Below are 26003 nucleotides of genomic sequence, written 5' to 3'. Positions count from 1 at the left end.
TAAAATAATGCTTGAATATCATTAAATAAAAACATAATATTACTTACATGAGGTGATTATCATGTATCAAGAAGAACGATTACTGAAAATACTAGAATATTTAAAACAGCATCAATCGATGAGCGTAGCTGAAATATGTACTGAATTTGAAATATCCAAAGATACAGCTCGTAGAGATATTGTTAGATTAGTGCAAGAAGGAGTCGTTATCCGTACTCATGGAGGAGTCTCATTACCTCAATTAAAAAAAGAAATATTGTCTTATCAAGATCGTCTGATTGATGAAGCCGAACCTAAAAGAAATATTGGAATGTTAGGCGCTCAACTTATTCAAGATCATGAAACGATTATTTTGGATGTATCCACGACTGTACAATTTGTCGCAGAACAAATTAAAGCTCAACATCTCACCGTTATTACTCACTCTATTGATAATGTAGGTATCTTATCAGATCGAGAAGATATGCAAATTTATTTGCTTGGTGGTTATTTAAATGTGAAAAACCGTTCTTTATTTGGTCCTTCTATTCTTGATAAACTTAGTCAGATTCGCGCAGATAAAGCTTTTATTGGGGCTGTAGCTATCGGTTCAGATGGTATTTACTACTCTTATGAAGAAGATGCCCGGGTAAAGCAGGAAATAGCTAGAAGATCAGATCAAGTCATTGTGGTAGTAGATCATACTAAATTTACAAGTAAATCATTTTATCGATTAGATTTTTGATCATGTAGATATTTTAATTACCAATCAGCCTGTTCCTAACCCATTAAAAGAAATACTTAGTCAGAACAATATTACGGTTATTACTTATCAAGAGGATGAACATGGAATAGATTATAATGACTAAGTCATATCATAAGGATGAGCATATCTATGTATACTATTTTGCAAAATGTAGAACTAGTACTTCCAAATGAAACTTTAACCCTTGTTCATATAGGAATCCAAAATGGAAAAATTGTAAAGATGGATACAGCCCCTATTTCTACAAATGGAGAATATCAACAAATCGATTGTAAAGGACATCGGTTAATCCCTGGCATGATCGATGTTCATATTCATGGAGCCAATGGTTTTGATATGATGGATGGTCGTGAAGAAAGTATACAAGAAGTGTCTCGTACATGTGCTTCTACAGGATGTACCTCGTTTCTCGCTACTTCTGTCAGTTCTACGATTGAAGATCTTTTAGCGATGATCGACAGTGTGAAACGTGTCGTCGGTCATGAAGTAGGCGCTAAGATCGCAGGCATTCACTTAGAAGGGCCTTATTTAAATCCAATACGTAAAGGTATGCAAAATGAAAAGTATTTGCGTCATCCTGATCTAGAAGAAATGAAGATGATCTTTAAAGAAGCCGACTCTCTGATTAAAATGGTGACGATTGCTCCAGAGTTACCGGGAGGGATGGAACTAATCTCATTTCTCAAAGAACAAGGTGTTATTATATCTATTGCTCATTCGGATGCGACTTACGAAGAAGCCAAAAAAGCATTTGCAGCTGGTGCAAGTCATGTCACACACTGTTTCAACGGGATGCGACCGATCCATCATCGTGATCCAGGAATTGTTGTAGCTGCTTTTGAAGAAGAACATGTCAGTCTTCAAGCGATTGTAGATCATATTCATTTGCATCCTGCTATTATTCGATTAATGCATCGTTCAAAAGGTGCTGAAGGTATCGTTTTGATCACAGATGCTTTACAAGCGATGGGTATGGGAGACGGGGATTATCTGTTTGGAGGTCACCATGTAACGGTAACCAATGGTGTGGCTAGATTACATGATGGAACACTAGCTTCAAGTACAGTTACGATGAATGAAGCACTTCGGTATACGGTTGAAACAGGAATTTCTTTGACAGATGCTGTACAGATGGCATCGACTACGCCAGCACGTATTCTGGGTCTACAGCAAAAAGGAGCAATTGCAGTAGGTATGGATGCAGACCTTGTGCTACTGGATGATGACTTTCAAGTACAATGGACTATGATCGATGGTCAAATATTATAATAGTATTACATAAAAAAGAAGCTTCTCAAAAGTTTATGCAACTAATGAGAAGCTTCTTTTTTATAAATTTATTATGGTCGAAATATGGTCAGTATAATGATAAAACAGTTCAAAATCCTTTTATATCAAGGATTCTTTTCTGTTTTACATCATTCCGCCCATTCCCCCCATGCCACCCATACCGCTCATATCAGGAGCGCCACCAGCGCCAGCAGGTTCTGGTTTGTCAGCGATAACTGCTTCTGTTGTTAAGAACATAGCTGCTACAGAAGCTGCATTTTGTAGTGCAGAACGAGTTACTTTCGCAGGGTCAACGATACCCGCTTCGAACATGTTTACCCATTCGCCTGTAGCTGCATTGTAACCAATACCCACTACTTCTTTTTTCAGACGCTCAACGATTACAGAACCTTCTTGTCCAGCATTCGCAGCGATTGTACGGATAGGCTCTTCAAGAGCACGTAGTACGATGTTTACGCCTGTTTGCTCATCACCTGTAACTTGTACAGCAGATACTGCTGCATATACGTTCACAAGCGCTGTACCACCACCAGATACGATACCTTCTTCAACCGCGGCACGAGTTGCGTTCAAAGCATCTTCGATGCGTAGTTTGCGCTCTTTCAATTCTGTTTCTGTTGCTGCACCGACTTTGATAACTGCAACGCCACCAGCTAATTTAGCTAGACGCTCTTGCAATTTCTCTTTGTCGAACTCGGAAGTTGTTTCTTCCAGTTGGGAACGAATTTGGTTCACACGAGCATCGATATCCGCTTTGTCTCCAAAACCGTCTACGATGATTGTGTTTTCTTTGGTTACACGTACTTGGCGTGCTGTACCCAATTGCTCGATTGTTGCTGTTTTTAGGTCTAGACCCAATTCTTCAGTGATCACTTGACCACCTGTAAGAGCAGCGATATCTTGCAACATAGCTTTACGACGGTCACCAAATCCTGGAGCTTTAACAGCTACAGCATTGAATGTACCACGCAATTTATTTACAACAAGCATAGCTAATGCTTCGCCTTCGATATCTTCAGCAACCAATACCAATGGTTTGCTTTGTTGTACTACTTTTTCAAGCAATGGCAAGATTTCTTGTGTGTTAGTGATTTTTTTGTCTGTGATCAAGATATATGGATTTTCTAGAACAGCTTCCATTTTATCTGTATCTGTAATCATATATGGAGAAAGATATCCACGGTCGAATTGCATACCTTCTACTACTTCAAGTTCAGTAGCGAATCCGCGAGATTCTTCAACAGTGATAACACCGTCTTTACCTACTTTTTCCATAGCTTCAGCGATCAATTGACCTACTTCTTCGTCAGCCGCAGAAATAGATGCTACTTGAGCGATAGACTGTTTGTCTTCCACATGTCTAGAAATGCTTTGCAATTCTTGAACAGCAGCACGAACAGCTTTTTCAATCCCTTTACGGATAACCATAGGGTTAGCACCAGCAGTTACGTTTTTAAGACCTTCACGAATCATTGCTTGAGCCAAAACAGTAGCTGTTGTTGTACCATCACCAGCAACATCGTTTGTTTTAGTAGCAACTTCTTTTACTAATTGAGCTCCCATGTTTTCGAAAGCATCTTCTAGTTCGATTTCTTTTGCAATCGTTACACCATCATTTGTGATCAATGGGCTACCGAATTTTTTCTCAAGAACAACGTTACGTCCTTTAGGTCCCAATGTAACTTTTACCGCATTTGCAAGAGCATCTACACCACGAAGCATTGCGCGACGAGCATCTTCACTGAATTTAATTTCTTTAGCCATAAGAATAGTTACCTCCTTGATATTTTAAAATCATTATAATGACAGACCGGCGTATGCCGACTGTGTAAATGTATATTCGTTGGTATTAAGATAGAATAGCGTGAATATCGCTTTCTTTCATAATCAAATATTCTTTACCTTCGAATTTAATCTCTGTTCCAGCATATTTGGAGAAAAGGACACGATCGCCTTCTTTTACTTCCAAAGGAATACGCACTCCATCTTTTAATTGACCGCTACCTACAGCAATAATTTTGCCTTCTTGCGGCTTTTCTTTAGCAGAGTCTGGAAGGACAATACCAAATGAAGTTGTTTGTTCCTGTTCGATCGCTTCTACCAATACACGTTCACCTAAAGGTTTGATCATGAAAAATAGCCTCCTTAAAATAATATATTGATTTGTTTCATGTGATGGTTGTTATTTATGTAATTAGCACTCGACACCTTTCAGTGCTAACAACCAACTTTATGATACTCAACTTGAGCGATAATTTCAAGTCTCTTTGTGTAAATTTATAAAAGTTCGGTTCAAAATAAGAAATAACGCACCATACAATCACTCTTACAATTACCCAATCCCAGGGAATAAAACATCATTCTGGTTATAAAAAAAGAAATCAACGTGATTTGGATATCTTCACATTGATTTCTTTTGCTTTATAAAACGTTGATTGTAACGCAGTTTCTACCTTTGGTTTTGGAACGATATAACGCTTCATCTGCCAGTCGATAAATCTTTTCTTCAGTCAGTTCATCGTCTACCGCGGTCACAACCGCCAGACCTACCGAAACAGTAATATACGGGCTGGCATCATTTTGATTATGAGGAATACGCAATTCTTCGATACAAGCACGCAATGATTCAGCAAATTCATGAGCTTCTTCAATGCCTGTACTAATATGCAAAATAGCAAATTCTTCCCCGCCCAGACGAAAAGCCATATCTGTTCTTTTGCGCATCTGAGCTGTTAGTGTAGAACCGATCATCCGTAATACATGGTCACCTTCATAATGACCATACGTATCGTTGTACTTTTTGTAATGATCGATATCTAATAACATAAAAGCAAGCCCTTTTTGCTCTTTAGCTGCTTTTAAGATTTTGTGCACAATACGATCGTTAAAGTGGCGACGATTATACAAACCTGTTAGATCATCTATAATCGAGATACGTTCAATTTTCTTTTTGTCTGTAATATTATGACCGATAAACGTATACCCGGTAATCTGATTATGATTCAAAATAGGCTCAATAATCATGGCTAACCATAACAGACTTTTATCTTTTTTCGGTTGAATTAATTCACCATTCCATGTATTTTCTTCATCCATCACAAAGATATCATAAGAACCTTCGCGGCGATCTTTAGAATATAAGAAATGGTGCTTGGTACCGATTAATTCTTCGCGTGCATACCCGGTCATAAGGCAGAATTCTTCGCTGACCATCGTAATTTCGCCCAGCAGATTCGTTTGAACGATAATTACATTTTTATCTACAATGTTAAAGTATTTACTTAGTTCTTCATTTTTGATTGCCAATTCTTCTGTGCGTTCTGCCACCAGGTTCTCCATATTGGCATAAAGACTAGCATTTTCTATAGAATAGACCATATCTCTGGATAACAAATTAATCATTTTTAGGCGCTCATTGGTGAATGCACCTGTCATCAAATTATTTTCCAGATAAATAATAGCAATCAATTTGTTCTGATTGTACAACGGCATACATAATACAGATTTAGGTTGATGTTCTGTAATATACGAATACGCCGCTAGTCCGATTCCAGAGCGAGCATCGCTATGAAGCAACGTTTGTCCACTATGGGCGACATAATCAATGATTTCCCATGGGAAATGATGATGTTGTTCTCGGTCTTGATCATGGTGCAAGACAATATCCATTTTATTGCCTGCATGATTGTATCCCCCTTCTACCCACAGTGAGAAGTTGGATTGCATAATCATACAACCACGTTCTGCACCTGCATTCATAATCACAACTTCCATGATTTTTTGTAGCAATTGATCAAGATCAATTTCTTTGGAGATCATCTGTGATGCTTTGAACAACAAATGAATATCGATATTATCGGTGGAAGAAGTGAGTGTAGTCTCTGTATGCGATGGAATCCACTGCACATGATACATCAAGTCTTGATACTGCTTTTCCAGATGTTCTACTTTGGCTTTGGCACCCCAGACCGAATAATAATAAGAAGCTTGCTTGAAAAAGTAAGCCGCCAATTCATTTAACGTTCTGGATTTGTAGAAACGGGCAATTTGTTCGCTTGCTATCGCTTTGTAACGCGTAAAATTACCATGTCCACTAGAAGATAATGCAAGATGATAATATTTTTCTGCTTCTTTGTATTTGCGATTGATCCGTAACCATTCAGCTTTCATCATATGTTGCTGGGTTAAAAAGTTATGAGGAAAATGAATTGCCCATTTTTTCATTCTTCGGTACTCTTTACGCATACGTAGACGGGCAGTCTGCTTCTCTCCTACGCTTAGCTCATCATAACAAGCTGCAATATTCATAAACGTATAAAACGAGAACTCTTCCAAAAATGTTGAACCTGCCAGTGTCCCAACGACTTTGTATGCTTTATCGATATATTCTAGCGCTTGTCGATAATTTTCAAAAATAAAAGCAATCTGGATTTTGTTAATATAATAAATAGCAATTCCCGAGTAATAATTGGCAGCCGTCAACTGCTCCAAATACGCTTGTTCGCTAAAAGAATCATCGTCAAATGAATCGGTCTGCTTCAATTCTCCGGCAAGTACGCGAAACTTCTGACGTGATAAATGGGCGGTTGCTAGCGCTTCTTTGTATTTGGTATTTTCGATCATAGATATCATCTGATCGCTTTCTTGCAGATACTTTTCAATTTCAAGTGCTGGATTCCAGAGATTGATGTAATAACAAGCATGCGCCAGATACAACATATCACCAGACAGTATACTGGAATCAATCGCTTGGCTATACTGTTCTTCTAACAATTCCCACTCATGACTCCAACTGTAGCAAAATAAGGTATACAGCACTTTAACAAGGCTACGCCACTGTAGATCATTGAACTTCTCATTAATATCGATCGCCAGTTTGCCATAATCTTTTGCACCTTTGAGATCGCCCATACCTGACAATAGCATCGCATATCCGATATAAGCACCTGCTGATTCAGGCCCATTTCCATATTGGATCGATAGATACGTTTTTTTCAAAACAGCCCATGCAAATAGTGTCTGTTCTCCTGAAATAAAAGCAGGTGGAATAAAACTTACTAACAAGCGCATCACTAATTTGATTTTCTCATCTTGCACTTCAGGGCCATGCAATAATTGATGAGTTGTTTTGCCACGAAGCTTGAGTTTGACGCGTATAATCTCTTTGCCTACAATCGCCATATTCAGCTTGGTCGGTACAGACATACCAAGACTCGCCAGACCTAATTTACCAGCATCTATCGCTTCTTTCATCATTCCAAGATACATATAATGGTTAGACTGCATTTCATAGATGGTAGCGAGTTCGAGCGGTGTCTTTACATGATTAATTAGTATAAGACTGGCTTGATCTGCCGACTCCAGTTGATGAACAAGATAAGAACATTCGCTATACAGATAATACAGGTCAAATGTAGTCTGATAATCTGTTGTCCAACTGTCCGTATCCAAAAGACTTAACGCCATTTCAAGAAACTGGCATGCAATCTCATAACCAAATGCTTCTTTTGCACGCTTGGCAGCTCGGAGATTGATCTGAATAATTCGCTCACGCTCTTGAGTCGATTGAACTAACGATATTCCTTTGTTCAAATGCCCTGCGATATCCATACTATTTTCACGCACTTTATCGACTGACCAGTGATCTAACAATAACCATCCGATCTGCAGATGTAGACTTTGACGACTCTGTGGATCTAGCATTTGATACAATGCTTGCTGAAGCTTATCATGCCCGAATGCAAATGGAACATCTAACTGCTTCAATTCGATACTTACTTCTTCTACACTGCTTAGCATTTGATAATTGGAATGCAGAGGTGTAATAATATCGTCTTGAACTGCCTGGGTTAAAGACTCTATGATCACTGTAGGGGTGGCATCGCTGACCAGATGAAGAATTTGCCAATCAAAACTACGACCAATAGCAGCAGCTAATCCAAGAATATGTTGCATGTGTACAGGCAATGTTTGCATTTTACTAATCAGATAATCAATCAGATCTTCATTCATCGTCATCTGTGTAACTTGCGCCTGATTCAGATTCCATGTGCCTAATTGATCATCAAAAAAGATCGCTTTATTTTTGTACAAATCTTTTAAAATTTCATGGATAAAAAAGGGATTTCCTTTGGTCTGGTGATAGATATTATCGCGTAAAGGCTCAATAATGGTCGCTATTGTTGTACCTAATGTATCTTCGATCAGATGTTGTACATGCAGTGCGGATAACGAAGTCAATTCAATATGATGCACCATTGCCTGTGCTTCTATCTCCTGCAAAGCTGTCGCTAACGGATGACCGGGATTGACTTCATTGGCACGATACGAACCGATAATAAATAGCTTTTTGAGACTGCTACTTTCCATCAATCGTCCTACCAATTGAATACTGGATACATCCGCCCATTGTAGGTCGTCTAGAAATAAGACCAGTGGTCGTTGTCCTGCGGTTAATCCTTCAAGAAAACGTATAAATGATAAGAAAAATCGATTGTTTTCTTCTGTAGGATTGAGTGGTTCTAGCATCGGCTGTATACCGAGTATTTGCTCTAATTCAGGCAACCATTTAGTGATAACACCTGCATTGTTACCCAGACAATTACGAAGAGAATGCTGTAGTTGTTGCTTTTCTTCCGGCAGTCCTTTGAGATACTGCACCAGCAATGTACGAAAAGCTTGAATAATAGCACTATACGGAATATTTTTATTATACTGTTCGAATTTTCCTTGAATAAAATAACCACGTTCTTGTGAAATAAAGCTGTGTAGCTCATTTACAAAAGAAGTTTTACCTATTCCTGCTTCTCCAGATACTAATGCCAATTGAACTCGCTCTTGAATCCCTTCGGTCAAAATGCGTTTCATTTTACTTAACTCTTCATCACGTCCATGCAATCGTTGTGGAATATGAAATAGACTTAAACGGTCTTCATGTCCGATCTGAAAATCAGCTTGAGGATCATAGCATTTTCTAAGATCCGCTTTGATCCCGTATGCACTGCGATAACGATCCTCCGGTGATTTTTCTAACAGTTTCATAATGATATCCGATAATGGACGAGCAATTTCACCATTTGAAAGTTCATACGGTGAGATTGGCTTTTTGGCTATAATCGCATAGATCTGTTCTACAACTGACTCAGCAGGATGTGGCTTTTGTCCGGTAACCATCTCGTACAATACAACACCTAGAGAATAAAAGTCAGAACGGTAATCGATATTACGATTAATCCGTCCTGTTTGTTCAGGTGAAATGTATGATAATGTTCCTTCCATCACGCCTGCATTTTGAAATTCTTGCTTTTCATTGGTGAGTTTGACAGATAAATCAAAGTCGATAATTTGAATCTGATCGCTTTCACGGTTCCAGATTAAGTTAGCAGGTTTGAGGTCTTTGTGAATAATCTGCTGTTCATGGATACGTCCAACAATATCAACAATTTTGATCGCTAAGCGCAAAATCGTTGATATTTCTAACGGCTCATCCCGGATTATATTACGTAGCGATTGCCCATCGATATCTTCCAAAGTAAGTACAAAAAAACCACCGCGTTCTTCAAGTTGAATCGGTTGGATTACACCGTCTACTGCACCTTTCAGTTCGGATAGCATTTTGTATTCTTTTTTAATACGCATCACTGCTTCATATGTGGATGCTTTGGCTCCTAGAACCTTGGCAATAACTGTTTGTCCGGAAAGATTATCAATGCAACGATAGATCGCCTTACTTCCATGATCGGCGATCTCTTCAATCACTGTATATTTTTGATCTTTCCATATCATTAGTGTTCCCTCGCTTTATCCCCTGTTCCTACAATTTCAAAATTAGGATCAAATTTAAATACATATGCACCTGTTAGCCAAATAACCCAACAATTGACGCCAAAGAATAAATAACCGAAATAGCCCAAAATAGGCATTTCTGAAAAGATATGAATTTTATCTAAATAAGGAACAGAATATTTCCAATAATTCGGATTGACTGGAATCCCCTGATTAAACCATTCACTACCAAAGTTCCACATTTCCCAGAAGAAACCATTCGCTACGGTAGCAATCGCTATTAACAGAAGCGGCGACCAATTACCATTCTTAATCGATGTAAATGGTGTCCAAAAGCCGATTAATCCCATAGCTGCTGATAACATAGGCACCAATGCCACCCATAATACAAAGAACAACTCGAACGGGAAATATCCCATTGCAAAAGCAAGGATCAATCCTACGATATAGAACGCTATAAGTAATGGTTTGTTCAAATGAATTTTAGGTCCATTGCTGTACCTCTTTTTCAAAGCTGGAAACGTCTGAAGCAATAAATACCATTCGATAATCGCTGGTAATACAGTAGTATACGACAACGCAAACCAAAAAATATTACCAAAGTTCGAAAATACATCTTTATTTGGATAATACCAATTTTCCATAACAAAAAAGTTCAAATATTCAAACGCAAACCAACTAAAACAAGAAACAATTGCCAGCAACTGCATTATGTATAGCTTGCTGGATAAAAGAGAAACCCCGTTATTTCTTTTGTATACGATACCATCCAAAATCAAAATAAATGCCCACCATAATGGTACAAAAGTATACGGTTCAAGTAAACTTACAAATCCTGCGCGAGACCATATAATAAACCAGCAGATCAATAATATTGGAAAAGCAGCCCAGAACCAGATCGGAAAAGCTACTTTTGATCGGACAACACGTACCGTTTTCTCTTTTTTAAATCCAAACAAACGTGGAAATAACAAAAAGGCAAGTATAAAAGCAGCGATCACACATGCTCCTATAAAATAGATTAAGTTAAATCCAGGATCTTGTACATTATTCTGTACAGGAAATACTCCGTATCCCGGAGGTAATCCGTCCCATTTTGCCAGACTCCCCAGTAATGGCAAAATAAAAATCAACGCAAATGTAGTCAATAAAAACGATATTTTTTTCATGATATTTATCCCCTTTTTCGTTCCTTCCCTTACCATTTTAGTACAACCACTCTGTACAAATACTGAACAAAAGGCGCTCTTTTTTGCTTTATATATGCTTTTTTGCAGTATTTGTCATATTTGACGATTATTTTGTTTTCCTTTCTATATTTCAGAATAATTTCTATTTTCTCTCTTCTATTTATAATAGTTGCTCTTCAAAAAAGATAGTGATTTTTTTAGAAAAATGCACATTAAAAAAGAGCATTTTGACTAGCTTTGTCTGATTTGTCAGATCAACGCTATTGCAAAAATGCTCTTTTCTTTTGATTGATATCTTAATATCACTTGTTGAGTTGAAGTTAGTCGTACTTTGGCAGTTCTTCATCGAGCCTTATAGCATCTAATCGTTGTTGTTTACGATAAACGATCCCGGACAAAATAACACTTAATTCATATAAAAATAACAATGGAATAGCAACTAAAATATCCGATACAAAATCCGGTGGGGTAATCACAATAGCTATAAATACGAGTACAAGATAAGCGATTTTTCGTAATTTTCGCAAAAGTGCTGGATTCAAAATACGTAAAGTTGTCAAAAACATAATTAAGATAGGCAATTCAAACAAAGCTGCTACAGGAAACACGATATTGGACATAAACGTAAAATATTGTACCACTCCATACGTTTCAGCAAGTCCCATATTCCGAGTCACATTGGATGTAAACGTCAGCGCCATTGGAAATACAACATAATAGGCAAATAGAACGCCTAACAAAAACATCATAAATACAAAAGGAACATAACGTAATGCTGCTCGGCGTTCTTTATCTAAAAGTCCTGGACTTACAAATGCCCATATCTGGTATACCGTCACTGGTAGAGTTAGCAACAAAGCAACTACCATTGCAATTTTCATATACAACCCGATACCATCCCAAAATGAGAATACATGAAATACCAGATTTCGTGCGGTCTCTGCGGCTACTAAATACTGATAAATCGGTTGAGCTACAAATAGTCCCAAAATCATCCCTAGAAACAATACAGCAATAATAACAATCAATCTACGCCGTAACTCTCCTATATGTTCGATCAAAGACATCTGCTTTTCAGGATTATCCATATGTTCCTCCTATCTCAAAAGAAAATCCCTTCCGTAGGGAAGGGATTCGGAATCGTCTACATTCTTTAACGTTTATCTTCTGGTTGAACAGGTGGAATCACTTCTGCGGACTGGATCGAGTCGGTACGAGTCTTAGATGTTGTATCTTCATCTTTCATCATATCGCGTGTACCTTCCTTAAATTCACGGAAAGTTCGTCCTACTGCACGTCCTAATTCAGGTAATTTGTTCGGACCAAATAAAATAAGCGCCAATACAATCAACAATATAAATCCAGTAGGTCCTATACCAGTTAGCATTCGGTATTCCTCCTTATTCATGAGACAAAGCGTGCTTTGTCTGTTTCATCATAGCATATCGAAATGTACACTTCATCTTTAGCCCTATTATAAGTTAACGACAAAAAAGCACAATTCTTTAAGCAAAAAAATTGTGGAACATCAATCACTCTGCTGTATACACTTCATCAGTCTTAACGCTCATCGGTATTGCTGTACTGTCCGGTAATCATTAACAACGCTTCAGGTAATTGATCCATAATCGCTGCTAGATGCTCGTGTACACCTTTGGGAGTGCCTGGCAAGTTCACAATCAGACTACGTTCACGAATACCACAGATCCCGCGAAATAGCATTGCCGAACGATTCTTTTTCATTACTGTAGCTCGCATCGCTTCTGCCATGCCGGGTACTTCGCGTTGAATGACACGACGTGTGGCTTCAGGGGTTACATCACGCTGAGCTAGTTCTGTTCCTCCTGTGGTTAATACCAAATCAGCATTGAAGTACTCTGTCATCTCAATCAATGCAGCAATGATCTCATCAGGCTCATCAGGCACGACCCGGTATTCAACAATTTCTCCACCTAACTCTTCTTCAATTAATTCGCGAATGACTTGTGCACTGGTGTCTTCTCTTTCTCCTCGTGCACCTTTGTCACTGGCTGTAAGAATAGCTGTTCTCCAAACCATGCTCTCACCCTCCCCGTCTATCTGGCATATTCATCTATTGATTACAACTATTTTCATGTGTTCAGGTGGATCACTATTCTTACTCTATAATATTCGGCTAAATGCTACATATGGATGACTTCTATTCTTCTCTTTTAAAATCTCCACTTTTTCCGCCGCTTTTCGACCACAACATCGTTGGCCCGATCACCATATCTTTTTGTAATGCTTTACACATATCATATACAGTTAAAGCAACCGCTGACGCTGCTGTCAAAGCTTCCATTTCAACGCCGGTTTTGCCTTCTGTTTTAACTTGTACTTTGATCTGAAGTTCATCATGATCGTTATCGTCAAACATAATATTTACACCGGTCAATGGCAACGGATGACACATTGGAATCCAATCGGATGTACGTTTAGCCGCTTGAATACCAGCTACCTGTGCTACAGCGAGTACATCTCCTTTGCCAATTTGCCCTGCTTTGATCGCAGACAAGGTCGTCGGGAGCATCTTCAATGTTGTTACCGCTATAGCTGTACGTGATGTACTTTCTTTATCTGAAATATCAACCATTCGGGCGCGACCTTGCTCATTAAAATGAGTCAATTTCCCTGTCGGTGTTGGTAATCCTTCGTACTCTTGATTGTGGTTATCAGTCATGTATATTCATCCCGCCTACGATCTTTACTGGTATTGATACTATCTACTATTTCTATTTATCGATTAGCACATATTCAGACGCCATAAACAGCACGTCGATACGGAAATCATGCGATTCCATAGGAATCTTTTCCGTGATTTGCGTGCCAAAAACAAACGCTCCGCATACAGGCAAATCAGATGAATGTTGTTGCTGTAATCTGGACATAAAGCGATCATAATATCCGCCACCGTAACCGATCCGTCCACCTTGTCGATCATAACCAAGTCCCGGTACAAGCATAAGATCAATCTGATCCCATTGCGATTCTGGTAATGCAGACAAATGATGTCTCGGTTCAGGAATACCATAAGCACCCGGTTCGATATCATGAACACCTGTAATTGGGTATACATGAAATAGTGCATCTTGCTTTGCATCAATTCGTGGAGCAAGTACAGTATCTCCTGCTTGCCAGCATTGATGTAATAATGGCATCGTATCCGGTTCATCTCGATATGCTAGGTAAGTAAATATAGTTAACGCAGATTTCTTTTTCTGTTGACGCAGTTGATTCATATATGATGCAGCAGCAGCACAAATGTCTGCTGATTCTTGTATTCGTTGTTCAGGAGTTAAAACCATACGCTTACGCTTTAATTCTTGTCGTAAACGTTGTTTATTTGAGATCATTTCCATCGTTTACCTCCTAATACAGACCAGGCTGTCATAGGAATAATAAGCCTGAATGACCATTGCAAATTTCGCAAAAATCCCGATAGTGACAGTGTATCATTCTTCTTTCCAAAAACCAACTTCACCTTCTATTAAAAATGATCATACGGTGCAAATTAACATCCTTTCATGTAAACTAAATACAATAACTCTTTTTATACAAATATATGATTGTCCATTATATAGATGATGTGGAGGCTCGATAAGTCAATGTTACTGCAAGCAAATGGAATTACAAAACGATATGGAATCACCCCTATTTTGGAAGGCTTAAATCTACAAGTCGAAGAAAGAGAACGGATCGGTCTTGTTGGAGTCAATGGCGCAGGCAAATCCACGTTGCTCAAAATTATTGCTGGTGAAATGTCTTATGATAGTGGACAGATTTTCCGCAACAAAGAGATGACGCTTGGTTATCTAGCGCAAAATAGCGGATTGCATCACGGGAGTACGATCGGTGAAGAAATGCGTTCTGTGTATGCGAACTTGATCGATACCGAACAAGAATTACGGACAATGGAACAGCAGATTGCTGATCCTGCTATGATGGAAGATGATAAAGGATATGCCGATCTACTTGCCCGCTATGCTGAACGCTCGGAATGGTTCCGCGAACAAGGTGGATATGAAATGGATACTCGTATTCGCAGTATTTTACATGGTATGGGTTTTGGTGACTTTTCCCAAGATACTACTATTGATACGTTAAGTGGCGGTCAGAAAACAAGACTTGCTTTAGCCCGTATTCTTCTACAAGCGCCTGATCTATTAATGTTGGATGAACCGACCAACCATCTGGATATTGATACATTAACATGGCTAGAAGATTATTTACGCGGTTATTCTGGCTCATTAGTGGTTGTATCGCATGACCGTTATTTTCTAGATCGCTTAGTTACAACGATTGTTGAGATCGAACGTCATCGTTCCAAACGTTATACCGGTAACTACAGTCGCTATATTGATATCAAAGCTGCTGAATACGAAACAGCTATGAAGCAATTCGATAAGCAACAAGGCGAGATTGCTCGTATGGAAGCTTTTGTGCAGAAAAATATTGTAAGAGCTTCTACCACCAAACGTGCTCAAAGCCGTCGTAAAGCACTCGATAAAATGGATCGATTGGATCGCCCTGCTGGTGATCTCAAAAAAGCTAACTTCTCATTCGGTGTCTCTGTAGTCTCTGGTAAAGAAGTATTGCGTGTCCATCAGCTTACGTTGTCTTATGAAGATAAGCAGAAGTTATTTGAGCCGATTTCATTTGAATTAAGACGTGGAGATATGGTTGCACTTATCGGACCTAACGGAACAGGCAAAACAACTATGCTCAAAGCACTTATTGATGAACATGAACCTGATACAGGCAAGATTGAATGGGGAGCCAAAGTAAAAATCGGTTATTATGATCAAGAACAAGGTCATCTGAATCCAAATAATACAGTACTTGAAGAAGTATGGAGTAGTTTCTCGCATCTAGAAGAAGTGCGTATTCGTACAGTGCTGGGTAACTTCTTATTTAGCGGTGAAGATGTACTCAAAAAAATATCTGCACTTAGCGGCGGCGAAAAAGCGAGAGTGTCTTTAACCAAGTTGATGTTGCTTGATGCAAATATGTTGATTCTGGATGAACCGACCAACCATCTCGATTTGATGAGTAAAGAAGTATTGGAATCAGCATTGATGGATTATGAAGGCACCCTACTATTTATTTCGCATGATCGGTACTTTTTAAATAAAATGGCTGAACGAATCTTAGAACTTCGACCGGAAGGCTTAACTGCTTATCTGGGTAATTTCGATGATTATTTAATCAAAAAGCAAGAATTACTTGAAATAGCGACAGAAAATGCGTTGCTACAATCGAAAAATAATTCGACTTCAACAGCTACTCCTGAAGAATCTGTTGCTAACTCTTATGAAGAAAGCAAACAAGCCAAACGAGACGAACGTAACCGTCAACGCCGTACAGAACAATTGGAAAAAGAAATCGCAGATTGGGAAGAACGTATCGGTGAATTAGAGCAACAATTGACGCTACCTGAAGTCTACCAAGACTATGAACAAGTACAAAAACATCAAGCAGAAATTGCTGATTTGCAACAGTCTTTGGAACACGCTTATGAAGAGTGGGAGACATTAGCTGTAGAATCATAAGCTATTTTGTCAATACTTGTACACGGAATTGTAAAAGATCAAAACATTTATTAAAATCAAGTAAAAAAGTTTACGAACAAAGTTATCCACAAAAATAACGATTTATTCACTATAAAAAATGACCCATAAGGGTCATTTTTCACTGTTATTATACTATTTTCTGTCCATATCCATATTTATCCACCGAGTTATGCACATTATCCACAGATTTTGAGCAAATAAGGTGATAAACATATCCCCTATTTCATGATTTTGAAAAAGCTTCGTATAATCACTTATTTTGTACTTATGCACACTTTGTGGGGGATATGTGGATAACTTTGTTAACATCTTGACAAATCGCTCTTCATTCTAACGGTTTCTGTAAACGCCTGATTACATGCAGATACAAAAGCAACAGCTGCGGTTTGCAACGAATCTTGTCCAGAAGCCGTACCACGGAATGTTTGTTTCTGGTAACAGATTGTTGCCACAGCATCTGTGTATGCTACTCCGTTTGTATAGAACGATTGCATTTCCATATCTTCCAATTGTATACCTTCTATTTCACCTTCTGTGCGTTCTATGATCTCTTGTTCGATATATTGCTGAATTGCTTGTTGAATACTATTCATAATTGATTGCATCGTTCCAATAGCGCTCGATTGAGTTGTATATTGATGATTATGGCTGTTAAGAATAACTTTGGAGGCTATCGTTCCATCTGAATGAGCATTCCACTGAATATCCGCAATCGAAAGTTGAGACTGCGTAATTGCAGTTGAATTTCCTGTCAACATTAATAGCTCTTCATCTGTCACATGATGCTTGTGATCTGCGTATTTTTTAAAATCTTCATACCATTGCTGAAGTTGTTGTTCTTCAGGATAAATATCATATTGTGCTAGACGATTAGATAGAGCATGTCTACCTGAATGCTTCCCTAATATAATCATAGTACGCGGAATGCCTAATCGTTCTGGACTCATAATTTCATAAGTCGATAGATCTTTTAACAATCCATCCTGATGAATTCCTGATTCGTGCCGGAATGCATTTCTACCGATTACTGGCTTGTTATATGCTACTGGAAATCTCATCGCTCGACTAACCTCATGGGAAATCTCATATAATGCATTTGAGCGTATATTCGTTGTTACATCCAGACTATTACGGCGCGTTTCTATTGCCATAACTAATTCTTCCAATGCACAGTTACCTGTACGTTCACCGACTCCATTAACAGTGACTTCTACTTGATCTGCGCCTGCTTGAATAGCTGCTAGACTATTTGCTACTGCTAATCCTAGATCATTATGACAGTGTGCACTCAATTGAACATTATTGGCTCCTCGTGCTCCTTGACGAACCGCTCTAAACATCTGTCCGTATTCGTCGGGTAAAGCATACCCCACGGTGTCAGGCAAATTAATAATAGTAGCACCTGCGGCAATAGCAACCTCTACCATTTCTATCAGATCATCAATAGCTGTTCGAGAAGCATCCATCGCTGTAAATTGCACACGATCTGTAAACTGCTTGGCAAAAGACACCATATCATGTGCAATCTGCACGGTCTCTGCTCTTGTTTTGCGTAATTGATGTTGCAAATGGATATCGGAAGAAGATAAAAATAAGTGGATTCTGCGATTAACAGCATCTTCTGTTGCTTTGGCGGCGGCTTCGATATCGATTTTTACTGCTCGTGCAAATCCACAAATCTCAAATTGCTGAAATGTTCTAGCTATTTTCTGTACTGCTTCGAACTCTCCTGGACTGGAAATAGGAAAACCAGGTTCTATCACATCTACACCTAATGCTTGTAGTCGTTCTGCCAATGTTATTTTCTGATTCCATTGTAGTGTCGCTCCCGGTGCTTGTTCTCCATCACGCAAAGTGGTATCCAAAATAGTAATCTTTTTATAGTTTGGCTGATTGATTTGACTCATCACATTCACGCTCCCGAATTGTTTTTTTTGCGTACATTGATACATACATTTTAAGAAAAAAGAATACAAAAAAAGCCTAACATCTTTCACTAATGTAAGAGACGCCAGACTATGCTGTCGCGGTACCACTCTTGTTGGAATCGTCTTGATTCCCGCTTGATCTGAACAAGTCCATGTACATAGATAAAAAGGATTTGTACTTGTCAGCATTGGATGACGGGAATGACCCGTAAGTAAGTACAATGATTACATCTATAATCATGTTCCCTACTTCCGCTCCCAGGCGAGTTCAAAAGACGGCCTACCTTATTGCGTCGCACCTTCCCGCAACTCTCTGATTGTGGTAGCTTTCTTTTTACTACTCCTGTTCTTTGCGTGTGTGTATATGATATTATAAGCATATTTGTGAATTCACATTCGTTATCTATTCCAATAGAGCGATAATATCCTTTTACGAAAATACCAAAAAACCGCCATCTCTGTAAAAGAGACGACGGTTGATTTACCTTCGCGGTACCACTCTTATTGGACGCTGATTAGAATCATTCAAAACGGCGTCCCGCTTTATCCATTAAAATGCATTATATGAAATACACGTTTAATGGTATCCGATGACGGGGGTCAACCGTAATGATGTACCTGTCTACTTGCTAGACTTTCCATCATTCCGCTCCCGGGTGAGTTCAGGGCTGCCTTCATACTGCGTTGCACCATCCCGCAGCTCTCTGGATTCAGACTAATCTCCCTACTAATCCCGTTCCAAGCGTTTATTCTATTTAAGATGAAGTTCATTATAGATAACGAATTATTGGTATTATAAAAGCAAGAATTGTATTAGTCAATACTATTTTCTGTTTGTGGAACAGGTTGATACGTAACTGACCATTTTTCAAGCGAAAAGGAAGGTTCTGCTTTCATATCTAATGCAGTAAATTGTTGATGTTTCCATTTCAGATACGCAGCCGCTCCGATCATAGCTGCATTGTCTGTACAATATTCAAATGGTGGGATCAATAACTGAATCTGTTCCTTTTCACAACGCTCGGTTAGATTCGCTCGTAGTCCACGATTCACAGCTACACCGCCGCACAATAACAACTGCTTGGCTCCATACTGTTTGACAGCGCGTACTGCTTTTTCCACCAATACTTCAACCACTGATTCTTGAAATCCACGTGCAATCTCGCCTATCATCGGTTCTTCGCCACGCATCTTTTTCTGATTGACTACATTAAGTACAGCCGACTTCAATCCACTAAGACTGAAATCATATGAATCTGCTTCTAACCATACTCGTGGCAAAGTCACTGCCGATCCTGCTTCCATCGCCAGGTTATCTACATACGGGCCACCAGGATAAGGGAATCCCAAAGCACGAGCTACTTTGTCGTAAGCTTCACCTACAGCATCATCACGTGTGCTACCGATCAATTCAAATTGACCTTCTGATTGTAATAACACCAACTCTGTATGTCCACCGGATACAACCAGCGCCATCGAAGGATACTGAATATCTGCGGTTAAATTGTTAGCATAAATATGCCCTGCGATATGATGTGTTCCGATTAATGGTTTGTCCAGCGCAAATGCTAAACTTTTCGCCGCCATAATCCCTACTAATAATGCGCCTACCAGGCCAGGTCCTTGTGTAACAGCGATAGCAGAAATGTCTTGTAACGATACGCCCGATTCGTTGATCGCTTCTTCGATCATCAATGTGATACTTTCCACATGCTTACGTGAGGCTACCTCCGGTACAACACCGCCAAACGCTTTGTGCGTCTCAATCTGACTTGATACGAGATTGGACAGCACGATTTTACCATCTCGCACAATAGACACTGACGTCTCGTCACAGCTCGTCTCTATCGCTAGAATATGGCATCCTTCACTTTGTCTATCTTGTTGCATCATGTTTATTCCACGCTTCCTTCCAACTGATCTTGCGCGTCTGATAGCTCACACCACATAATCATGGCATCTTCATTATTATCAGAATAATATCCTTTGCGAATACCTGCATTGGTAAATCCAAGCTTCATATATAATTGCTGAGCAATCTCATTAGAGACACGTACTTCAAGCGTCATACGTATCATGCCTAATTCTAGCGCCCAGTTCATCAGTTCAATTAACAATCCTTCACCCAGTTTGCGTCCACGATAGGCTTCTCGAATTGCAATATTAGTCACATGCGCTTCATCCATAATCGTCCACATGCCTGCATAACCGATCGTGCGTCCATCGATCACCATAACCATATAACGGGCAAAATGGTTCATCGTCAATTCATTGCGGAACGCTTCTTCTGTCCAGGGCAGTGTGAACGCTTCATGTTCAATCTCCATCACTTCTGGAATATCGTCAATCGTCATTTTACGTAGCACAGGTTGCTGTTGATTCTGCTCGTACAATAATGCCATGAGCACACTTCCTTTCTATTTCGATTGGCGTAGCAAATTCGCTTCTGCTTCTGACAACTGTGTGTAATTAGGCAATAGATGATGCGTCTCATTATATGTTTCAGTGAAAAGAAGACTTGCTCCTATTTCTCCTGCACAACCTGCATCCAATCCACACTCTACTATAGTTAATCTGCCTTTTACTATATCTCGTAGTTGCTCTGCTCGTTCTTGATGATTCGGTGTTTCACCTACGATCAAAATATGATCCGGGCGCTCTTGTTCAGATAACGCCTGATATTGCTCTGCTATTTGATTCATCCAGTGATCCATTAGCATGATGCGATCCTCTTCTAAACGATGGGGCAAAGATAGAGTCTGCTCTGTCTCAGTGATGTGATTAGCTCGAAACTCAAATAACGACGTATATACTTGAGCACGACGACCATCCATCAATGGAATAATCCAGAATGTTGATTCTGCCTCATCTGTTGTTGAAGCTGAATCTGCTGATGTTGTATTAATGTATTCTTGATATCCGCTCCAAGCCAGTGCTGCTAGGCTGGAAAAGCCTACTACTGGAATATTTAATGTCCATGCTAATGTTTTGGCTGTCGTTACTGCAATTCGGATACCGGTATATGAACCAGGGCCTACACCTACAGCAATACCTGTTAATTCATTGCGTGCTGTGTTGGACTGTTCCATTAGCTTCTGGATTCCATTGACCAGACCTACCGAATGATTACGATCGGCATAACTATTTTCAGCTACAAGTACTGTGTTGTCTTGCATTACAGCTACATTCTGAGCAGCTGTAGATGTATCCAAAACCAAAAACCGCTTGCGCGGCTGTTCGTTGATTTCACTCATTGATTGTCACTAACTCCATTCTGTATTAACTCACGACACCATGCTGAATAAGGCTCTCCATAACCTGTACAGATGAACTTGCGTGTATCGTCTTCGTTGACTGTAATCTCAATCTGCAAACGCTGGGCTGGCACCAAGTCAGGAATAATACTTGCCCATTCAACCAGTGTAGCACCCTGTCCATAAAAGTATTCATCTAACCCCAGATCAGCCGCTTCATCTTCACTAATCCGGTATACATCCATATGATAAAAAGGCATACGTCCTTCATATTCCTTAATAATCGTAAATGTGGGGCTATTCACCAAAGCAGTCACACCTAGATAAGAAGCAAATGATTTAGAAAAATGCGTTTTGCCTGCACCCAAATCTCCATCTAGCGTAATGATCGTGCCTGGTGCAGAACGTTTTGCTAAAAAAGCAGCCAATTGATCGGTATCTTCCAAGCTTTTGCTTATAAATGTATATGATATTGCAGGTAATCGTTCAGACATGTGTTCCTCCATTAAAAGGGCAACCGACAGATCATCTATACCTAATACGTATCGTTTGCCAAATCTTTTGATAGAGCGATTATACCATATTCTTGAGCCAGTTCCTTGTTAAGATCACAGACTGTTGCAGAAACATGCAAGTGGATAGATAGGTGCTATTTTATAAAAGGGGTGACAACATTCGTGATAACGTCTCCATCGTTTTTTGCATACGAGATCGCTTGATAAATTGCTCATAATTCAAAAGACGACTATGTTCCAGATCACGTTCAAAATCTTCCATCAACCGCTCAATCGTAGACTGCTCTGCCAACACAGCAACTAATTCGAAATTGCTATAAAAACTACGCATATCCATATTAGCCGTACCTACTGAAGCCAATAGATCATCAATGACCATCACTTTAGCATGGACAAATCCTTTTTCATATTGATGAATACGTACTCCTGCACGCATCAATTCTTGCATATACGATAGTGACGCATAATGTACAACCTGTGAATCAGATACTTTAGGAATAATAATATCGACCTGTACACCACTAACAGCGGCTGTTTTGAGTGCAGTATAGATACCTGCGTCTGGAATAAAATAAGGCGTGGTAATACAAATACGTTGCTTCGCTACAGCAATTGCACTAAAACATAACTCTTGAATAGCATCCCAGTTCCGATCAGGTCCACTGGATACAATTAATGCACGTTCATTACCTGCACATTGATGTTTTGGAAAATAAATCGAATCTGTGATTCGTTGCCCTGAAGCAAATTCCCAATCTTCTAGAAATACGGTTTGCAAAAAGTAAACAATATCTCCGCGTGTCTCCAGATGAGTATCTCGCCAGTATCCAAGCTTAGGATCATAACCCAGATAATCATCCCCTATATTTAATCCACCCATAAATCCTACTTCACCATCAATCACCAAAATTTTGCGATGATTACGATAATTGACTTCACGCTGAATAAACGAAGTAAACGGAGGTAAAAAGAAATAAAATTCAATCCCTGCGGCTTTTAACTGACGCACAAATTTGTATTTCAAATGATAACTTCCTAATCCATCACATAACATTCTAACTTTGACTCCTGCTTGTGCTTTGCGGATTAGAATCTCGGTAAATTCTTTGCCTATCATATCATCTCGAAAAATATAAAACTGAATATGGATATGATGCTCTGCTTGCTCTAACGCTCGCAACATAGCTGAAAAAGTAACTTTTCCATCTGTCAGCACTTTAATATCATTACAAGCAGTGATCGGATTTTCAGTTAAATGAGACAATAATCCGAATAAACGCTCTTCGTTTTCAAATTTCGGATTGCCCATATCTTGTGCATGACGTATCACATGAGATTGTCTCCATAGACGATGACGAACTTCACGGAAAATAATCGTTCCTTTTTTGCGAATCGTACGACGAATCCGATAATTACGAGCTACAAAATAATAAAGTACAAATCCTAAAAAGGGAACACAATATGAAATAAACATCCACGCAACTGCTTTGGATGGACGACGAAACTCAAGAATCAATATAATCCCTGTTTGAAAAATAAAAATAAGGCAAATCAGTACAATCCAAATCATATGAGGCTTCCTTTCTATACCACTTTTCTTGAAAACCTATTATCTATCAGCGAAACTACAATATCCTTTAGATTCACTGTTATAGGTTAATCACTTCCTCTATCCTTATAACCAACTCACTATAAGTTGATTCATTCATTTAAATGTAATTATTACCATATCAAAAAACGCTACTCTTCCGCAGAAGAATAGCGCGTATCTTATGATCATGTGATAGCGTTTAAGCTCGAACATCTCTTTTGACAAAAGAAAACCATGTTATTGCGATAAACACGATCATATACACAAGCAATACACCTAAAGAGAATCCTAATGAGGTGACACCAAATGTGCCTGTAGGTGAATTAAAATATACTGTGTCAGATCCAAATTCGTAGACAGTAAATATTTCACAACTCCACGATCTTCCGGCTCAAGGAATAGTCGGAAAATACCATTCAATGTTCCGCCAGAGAAATACAACAAAATTGAAATCATAATCGCTAACGCTGTAGAACGGAATAACGAAGACAGCATAAAGGCAACAGTAATTAACACTAAAGCGCGAATATAATTATATACAATCGTCAGTAAAAGATCAGGTGTAGGCCCTGATAAAATGCTACTGCCTGTCGTTGGAAATAAAATATAAGCAAAAATCATATTCAAAATAACAAATAGAATTGTAGCTACTAACGAAAATAAAATCACAGCAATATATTTAGATAGTAAAATTTTCCAACGATCCCATGGACGAATCAATAACAGCTTAATCGTTCCTCTTGAAAATTCACTTGATACTGATTCGGAAGCAATAATCAGCGACAACATAATAACAATAAAATACAAAATAAATGACTGATATAGTACACCTGATGCTGTAAAAGGAACATCTACGATTTTAAGAAAAATCGGCACAATCGGTGAACCGATAATCATTAAAATGCTCAAAATCCATGTTGACTTTTTAAGTACAATTTTGAGATTTTCATTATGTACCAGTCTCCAGAAATTCATCATAATTGTCCTCCTCGCGTCAATTCTAAGAATTGATCTTCTAAGCTACGTTTGATCGGACGAATCGAATACACAGCTATACCATTTTGCACAAATAACGTATTCAGTCGTGCTACTTCTTGGCGATCTGCTTCAATCGTCCATGTACTACCTTCCACTTTGCCGGCTGACGCTAATTGAGCTGCTAATTCAGGTTGATCCAGTTCAAATACAACGGTTACTTTCGCTATCAGATCCGCTTCTGCTTCTTGAGTCGTATGAAGTTCACGTACATCGATTAATTTCCCGCCATCAATCACAGCAATCGCATCACACATCAATTCCATTTCAGCAAGCAAATGACTGGATACAAACACAGTCGTTCCTTGTTCACGAGTCAACGCACGTAAATAATCTCGTAGCTCTCGTATACCCTGCGGATCAAGTCCATTGGTAGGCTCATCCAGAATTAATAACTTGGGACGGTGTAGCAATGCTTGTGCGACTCCTAGACGCTGGCGCATACCTAGTGAATAGGTGCTTACTTTTTCATGAATACGTTCTGTTAAGCCGACAAATTGAATTACCTCATCAATTCGCGCTGGATCTACACCAGGCGACATACGAGCATATTGCATTAGATTCTGTCTACCTGTCATATACTTGTACATTTCGGGATTTTCGACAATCGCGCCCACTTTGGCAATAGCTTCTTCAAAATGAGTACGAATACTTTGACCTTCGATCAAAATATCCCCTTCTGTAATGCTCATCAGCCCTACCATCATACGGATCGTCGTCGTTTTCCCTGCACCGTTAGGGCCTAGAAATCCAAATACTTTACCTGCTGGAATATCCAGAGTCAAATGATCGATTAACGTTTTGCCACCGATCACTTTACTTACATTGACAAATTGAACTACAGGTAGATGACCTGCTGCATAAGGGACTTTGGTGTCTGTGAGTGGTTCTTTCATATGCTGTTCTGTAGAAGACATGATTGTATCGGAATTGGATTCCATCTGTTTTCCTCCTGCTCTATGTATCAATCTCAATAATGGATACGTGCTCCATCTTTTACCCAGTGTATCATAGTTCAAGCTAGACATAAAAAAAGAACCTGTTGACTGGAATATTCCAGTAACAACAGGTTCTTCAAT

At 39.1% G+C, this 26003-nt stretch carries 20 protein-coding genes and 2 other annotated features; of the genes, 3 read left to right on the top strand and 17 right to left on the bottom strand.

Annotation, left to right across the window (positions count from 1 at the left end; genetic code table 11):
* The first annotated feature begins 61 nt into the window (after positions 1-61).
* Both QE450_RS02470 and nagA read left to right on the top strand, forming a co-directional pair.
* On the top strand, positions 62-724 hold the full coding sequence (locus QE450_RS02470) for a DeoR/GlpR family DNA-binding transcription regulator (protein WP_307296599.1): 663 nt from the start codon (positions 62-64) through the stop codon (positions 722-724).
* A gap of 150 nt (positions 725-874) precedes the next feature.
* Positions 875-2014 carry an N-acetylglucosamine-6-phosphate deacetylase gene (nagA, locus tag QE450_RS02465; protein ID WP_373461905.1) on the top strand — a complete coding sequence of 380 codons (1140 nt, stop codon included), beginning with the start codon at positions 875-877 and terminating at the stop codon, positions 2012-2014.
* 144 nt (positions 2015-2158) lie between these two features.
* Here the strand turns inward: nagA and groL are convergent, their stop codons facing one another.
* The 9 genes from groL to QE450_RS02420 all read right to left on the bottom strand — a co-directional run bounded on the left by groL (position 2159) and on the right by QE450_RS02420 (position 14390).
* Positions 2159-3799, bottom strand: a complete 1641-nt coding sequence (groL, locus tag QE450_RS02460) for a chaperonin GroEL (RefSeq protein WP_204825240.1) — start codon at positions 3797-3799, stop codon at positions 2159-2161.
* Between the two features lie 85 nt (positions 3800-3884).
* Positions 3885-4166 (bottom strand): co-chaperone GroES, encoded by a 282-nt coding sequence (gene groES, locus QE450_RS02455; RefSeq protein WP_069326136.1) that lies wholly within the window; start codon positions 4164-4166, stop codon positions 3885-3887.
* A 290-nt stretch (positions 4167-4456) separates the two neighbouring features.
* Positions 4457-9820 (bottom strand): diguanylate cyclase, encoded by a 5364-nt coding sequence (locus QE450_RS02450; RefSeq protein ID WP_307296592.1) that lies wholly within the window; start codon positions 9818-9820, stop codon positions 4457-4459.
* The gene (locus QE450_RS02445) at positions 9820-10989 is read right to left on the bottom strand and encodes a small-conductance mechanosensitive channel (RefSeq protein WP_307296591.1); all 1170 of its coding nucleotides are present in this window, start codon (positions 10987-10989) and stop codon (positions 9820-9822) included. The genes QE450_RS02450 and QE450_RS02445 overlap by 1 nt, the downstream gene beginning before the upstream one ends.
* Before the next feature lie 341 nt (positions 10990-11330).
* Positions 11331-12098 (bottom strand): twin-arginine translocase subunit TatC, encoded by a 768-nt coding sequence (gene tatC, locus QE450_RS02440; RefSeq protein ID WP_307296589.1) that lies wholly within the window; start codon positions 12096-12098, stop codon positions 11331-11333.
* Positions 12099-12163: 65 nt separating this feature from the next.
* Positions 12164-12397, bottom strand: coding sequence for a twin-arginine translocase TatA/TatE family subunit (gene tatA, locus QE450_RS02435; protein ID WP_307296586.1), 234 nt, complete (start codon positions 12395-12397; stop codon positions 12164-12166).
* A 173-nt stretch (positions 12398-12570) separates the two neighbouring features.
* Positions 12571-13068: a MogA/MoaB family molybdenum cofactor biosynthesis protein gene (locus QE450_RS02430; RefSeq protein ID WP_204825245.1), complete on the bottom strand. Its 498-nt coding sequence runs from the start codon at positions 13066-13068 to the stop codon at positions 12571-12573.
* A 121-nt stretch (positions 13069-13189) separates the two neighbouring features.
* Positions 13190-13711, bottom strand: a complete 522-nt coding sequence (moaC, locus tag QE450_RS02425; RefSeq protein ID WP_307296582.1) for a cyclic pyranopterin monophosphate synthase MoaC — start codon at positions 13709-13711, stop codon at positions 13190-13192.
* 52 nt (positions 13712-13763) lie between these two features.
* On the bottom strand, positions 13764-14390 hold the full coding sequence (locus tag QE450_RS02420) for a 5-formyltetrahydrofolate cyclo-ligase (RefSeq protein WP_307296579.1): 627 nt from the start codon (positions 14388-14390) through the stop codon (positions 13764-13766).
* A 246-nt stretch (positions 14391-14636) separates the two neighbouring features.
* On the opposite strand from QE450_RS02420, the gene QE450_RS02415 reads away from it, so the two are divergent.
* A complete protein-coding gene (locus tag QE450_RS02415) occupies positions 14637-16580 on the top strand; it encodes an ABC-F family ATP-binding cassette domain-containing protein (RefSeq protein WP_307296576.1) in 1944 nt (647 codons plus the stop codon).
* A 323-nt stretch (positions 16581-16903) separates the two neighbouring features.
* Here the strand turns inward: QE450_RS02415 and QE450_RS02410 are convergent, their stop codons facing one another.
* From QE450_RS02410 to QE450_RS02375, 8 genes are all read right to left on the bottom strand, one after another.
* Entirely contained in the window at positions 16904-18508 is a 1605-nt protein-coding gene (locus QE450_RS02410; RefSeq protein WP_307296572.1) for a 2-isopropylmalate synthase, read from the bottom strand.
* Positions 18509-18602: 94 nt separating this feature from the next.
* Positions 18603-18889 (bottom strand) — a binding site (T-box leader).
* A gap of 102 nt (positions 18890-18991) precedes the next feature.
* Positions 18992-19279 (bottom strand) — a binding site (T-box leader).
* A 63-nt stretch (positions 19280-19342) separates the two neighbouring features.
* Positions 19343-20422 carry a tRNA (adenosine(37)-N6)-threonylcarbamoyltransferase complex transferase subunit TsaD gene (gene tsaD, locus QE450_RS02405; RefSeq protein ID WP_307296570.1) on the bottom strand — a complete coding sequence of 360 codons (1080 nt, stop codon included), beginning with the start codon at positions 20420-20422 and terminating at the stop codon, positions 19343-19345.
* Between the two features lie 2 nt (positions 20423-20424).
* On the bottom strand, positions 20425-20931 hold the full coding sequence (rimI, locus tag QE450_RS02400; protein ID WP_273615264.1) for a ribosomal protein S18-alanine N-acetyltransferase: 507 nt from the start codon (positions 20929-20931) through the stop codon (positions 20425-20427).
* A gap of 15 nt (positions 20932-20946) precedes the next feature.
* Positions 20947-21783: a tRNA (adenosine(37)-N6)-threonylcarbamoyltransferase complex dimerization subunit type 1 TsaB gene (gene tsaB / locus QE450_RS02395; protein ID WP_307296567.1), complete on the bottom strand. Its 837-nt coding sequence runs from the start codon at positions 21781-21783 to the stop codon at positions 20947-20949.
* Positions 21780-22277: a tRNA (adenosine(37)-N6)-threonylcarbamoyltransferase complex ATPase subunit type 1 TsaE gene (gene tsaE / locus QE450_RS02390; RefSeq protein ID WP_307296563.1), complete on the bottom strand. Its 498-nt coding sequence runs from the start codon at positions 22275-22277 to the stop codon at positions 21780-21782. The genes tsaB and tsaE overlap by 4 nt, the downstream gene beginning before the upstream one ends.
* Positions 22278-22437: 160 nt before the next feature.
* Positions 22438-23868 (bottom strand): cardiolipin synthase, encoded by a 1431-nt coding sequence (gene cls, locus QE450_RS02385; protein ID WP_273615261.1) that lies wholly within the window; start codon positions 23866-23868, stop codon positions 22438-22440.
* A 309-nt stretch (positions 23869-24177) separates the two neighbouring features.
* Positions 24178-24867, bottom strand: a complete 690-nt coding sequence (locus tag QE450_RS02380; RefSeq protein ID WP_307296560.1) for an ABC transporter permease — start codon at positions 24865-24867, stop codon at positions 24178-24180.
* A complete protein-coding gene (locus QE450_RS02375; RefSeq protein ID WP_307302562.1) occupies positions 24864-25820 on the bottom strand; it encodes an ABC transporter ATP-binding protein in 957 nt (318 codons plus the stop codon). Before QE450_RS02375 ends, QE450_RS02380 begins: the two co-directional genes overlap by 4 nt.
* Positions 25821-26003: the final 183 nt, after the last annotated feature.

It is taken from the genome of Paenibacillus sp. SORGH_AS_0306, assembly GCF_030819345.1.
In the GTDB taxonomy this organism is placed as follows: Bacteria; Bacillota; Bacilli; order Paenibacillales; family Paenibacillaceae; genus Saccharibacillus; species Saccharibacillus kyungheensis.
This window is presented reverse-complemented; position numbering and strand designations above follow the sequence as displayed.